Raw genomic sequence first — 3,186 nt, 5'->3', positions numbered from 1 at the left:
GCTTCGGCTTTTGGTTCTGGGATCGGACGAGAAGACTTCGGCGGACAATGTTTCAAAGGTAACACCATGGTCTTAGCGCTGTGAAGCGCGGGATCGATTGGTGGGACCTCGTCAAACGTTGTGATCAGCCGGTTCAAAGCTTCAAGTTCAACTTGAGAGTTTGATCCTGGCTCAGAGCGAACGCTGGCGGCAGGCTTAACACATGCAAGTCGAGCGGGCATAGCAATATGTCAGCGGCAGACGGGTGAGTAACGCGTGGGAACGTACCTTTTGGTTCGGAACAACACAGGGAAACTTGTGCTAATACCGGATAAGCCCTTACGGGGAAAGATTTATCGCCGAAAGATCGGCCCGCGTCTGATTAGCTAGTTGGTGGGGTAATGGCCCACCAAGGCGACGATCAGTAGCTGGTCTGAGAGGATGATCAGCCACATTGGGACTGAGACACGGCCCAAACTCCTACGGGAGGCAGCAGTGGGGAATATTGGACAATGGGCGCAAGCCTGATCCAGCCATGCCGCGTGAGTGATGAAGGCCCTAGGGTTGTAAAGCTCTTTTGTGCGGGAAGATAATGACGGTACCGCAAGAATAAGCCCCGGCTAACTTCGTGCCAGCAGCCGCGGTAATACGAAGGGGGCTAGCGTTGCTCGGAATCACTGGGCGTAAAGGGTGCGTAGGCGGGTCTTTAAGTCAGGGGTGAAATCCTGGAGCTCAACTCCAGAACTGCCTTTGATACTGAAGATCTTGAGTTCGGGAGAGGTGAGTGGAACTGCGAGTGTAGAGGTGAAATTCGTAGATATTCGCAAGAACACCAGTGGCGAAGGCGGCTCACTGGCCCGATACTGACGCTGAGGCACGAAAGCGTGGGGAGCAAACAGGATTAGATACCCTGGTAGTCCACGCCGTAAACGATGAATGCCAGCCGTTAGTGGGTTTACTCACTAGTGGCGCAGCTAACGCTTTAAGCATTCCGCCTGGGGAGTACGGTCGCAAGATTAAAACTCAAAGGAATTGACGGGGGCCCGCACAAGCGGTGGAGCATGTGGTTTAATTCGACGCAACGCGCAGAACCTTACCAGCCCTTGACATGTTTGGGACCGGTCGCAGAGACGTGACCTTCTCTTCGGAGCCCGAAACACAGGTGCTGCATGGCTGTCGTCAGCTCGTGTCGTGAGATGTTGGGTTAAGTCCCGCAACGAGCGCAACCCCCGTCCTTAGTTGCTACCATTTAGTTGAGCACTCTAAGGAGACTGCCGGTGATAAGCCGCGAGGAAGGTGGGGATGACGTCAAGTCCTCATGGCCCTTACGGGCTGGGCTACACACGTGCTACAATGGCGGTGACAGTGGGAAGCTAAGGGGTGACCCTTCGCAAATCTCAAAAAGCCGTCTCAGTTCGGATTGGGCTCTGCAACTCGAGCCCATGAAGTTGGAATCGCTAGTAATCGTGGATCAGCACGCCACGGTGAATACGTTCCCGGGCCTTGTACACACCGCCCGTCACACCATGGGAGTTGGCTTTACCTGAAGGCGGTGCGCTAACCAGCAATGGAGGCAGCCGACCACGGTAGGGTCAGCGACTGGGGTGAAGTCGTAACAAGGTAGCCGTAGGGGAACCTGCGGCTGGATCACCTCCTTTCTAAGGATGGCTCTTCAGTCTGGTCTTTAAGGTCGCAAGATCTTGGGACCACGATCTTCGGATCGCGTACTATCGAGCTGTTTTAGAAACATCAGGGACCAACACGATCGCCAGATCGGGTTGAGTTCCATTGGCGGGATTTCGCCGTCTTCGTTTCTCTTTCTTCGCGGACGAACACGCTGCCTGGGGCTGCGCGGTTGCTGCATCTGTCCCTTGGGGCAGGGTGGTGACGAGCTTCGAGCGTTAGGGCTTGTAGCTCAGTTGGTTAGAGCGCGCGCTTGATAAGCGTGAGGTCGGAAGTTCAAGTCTTCCCAGGCCCACCAATCTTCGCGCTGCCGGCGCTATCGCCTGGCAAGCCAACTGCCTAGCAAGGCAGTCGTCTCGACGATCGCGCTGCTGCATTCGTCTTTCCGAGTATGGGGCCTTAGCTCAGCTGGGAGAGCGCGTGCTTTGCAAGCATGAGGTCGTCGGTTCGATCCCGACAGGCTCCACCACGCTTCGCCCTTTGGGCTGCGCGTGGCGCGGCCAGAGGGCTGCTGCTAGCGTGTTCAATTCGTCCGCGAGACAACATTTCGCATCTTCTGGTCCTCACCGGGATTACAGAAGACTGCGTGTTATCTGACATCGTGAAGAGGAGATCGATCCGAGTAGGGTCGTGCAATGAAGGGCCACCGCGCAAGCGGTCCGCACTTCGACTATGCACCGACGCCTTCACTATCTCCGGGTCATTTCGGCGCAAGCTGGAAGCTGTGAAGCATCCTGCTTGTTGTAAATGACTCTGTTCGCTGCGCTTGACCGCACGGCGATCGGTTCGATCTTAAGAAGCAAGCTGGTCTTTCTAATCAGTGTCCTCGCTGTCTCTAACGCTTGTCCCTCGGGGCAGGTGAGAGCAGTGAACATTCTGCCGAGTGTGTGGACATTGATAATGAGAGCAATCAAGTGCCTTAAGGGTGTTCGGTGGATGCCTTGGCGCTGAGAGGCGATGAAGGACGTGCTACGCTGCGATAAGCCGTGGGGAGCTGCGAAGAAGCTTTGATCCGCGGATTTCCGAATGGGGAAACCCACCTTCGATAGCCGGAACTCCAAGACCTTGGTCTTGGTGTTCGATCGGGAGACTGTGACGATCCAGGCCGTGAGGTCTTGGATTTCCGGTTATCAAGAGAAGGTATGAGATCTCTGAATACATAGGAGGTTTCAAGCAAACCCAGGGAACTGAAACATCTAAGTACCTGGAGGAAAGGACATCAACCGAGACTCCGCTAGTAGTGGCGAGCGAACGCGGACCAGGCCAGTCATGAATGTAAGCCAACCAGAACCTGTCAGGAAAGCAGGGCCTCAGAGGGTGATAGCCCCGTATGGGTAATGCAAGCATTCATGCTCGAGTAAGGCGGGACACGTGAAATCCTGTCTGAACATGGGGGGACCACCCTCCAAGCCTAAGTACTCCTCAGCGACCGATAGTGAACCAGTACCGTGAGGGAAAGGTGAAAAGCACCCCGACGAGGGGAGTGAAATAGACCTGAAACCGGACACCTACAAACAGACGGAG

At 55.3% G+C, this 3,186-nt stretch carries 2 tRNA genes and 2 rRNA genes (1 of these 4 running past the window's edge); all 4 read left to right on the top strand.

Annotation, left to right across the window (positions count from 1 at the left end):
• Nucleotides 1-148: 148 nt before the first annotated feature.
• Nucleotides 149-1,637, top strand: a 16S ribosomal RNA gene (locus tag NLR35_RS33550).
• A 246-nt stretch (nucleotides 1,638-1,883) separates the two neighbouring features.
• Nucleotides 1,884-1,960, top strand: a tRNA-Ile gene (locus NLR35_RS33545).
• Nucleotides 1,961-2,055: 95 nt separating this feature from the next.
• Nucleotides 2,056-2,131, top strand: a tRNA-Ala gene (locus NLR35_RS33540).
• 439 nt (nucleotides 2,132-2,570) lie between these two features.
• Nucleotides 2,571-3,186, top strand: a 23S ribosomal RNA gene (locus NLR35_RS33535); it runs 2,228 nt beyond the window's last position.
• The 16S and 23S rRNA genes sit together here with 2 tRNA genes alongside, the layout of an rRNA operon.

The organism is Bradyrhizobium sp. SRS-191, from assembly GCF_024586915.1.
GTDB lineage: Bacteria > Pseudomonadota > Alphaproteobacteria > Rhizobiales > Xanthobacteraceae > Bradyrhizobium.
The sequence above is the reverse complement of the archived record's forward strand: the minus strand, read 5'-3'. Positions and strand labels throughout refer to the sequence as shown.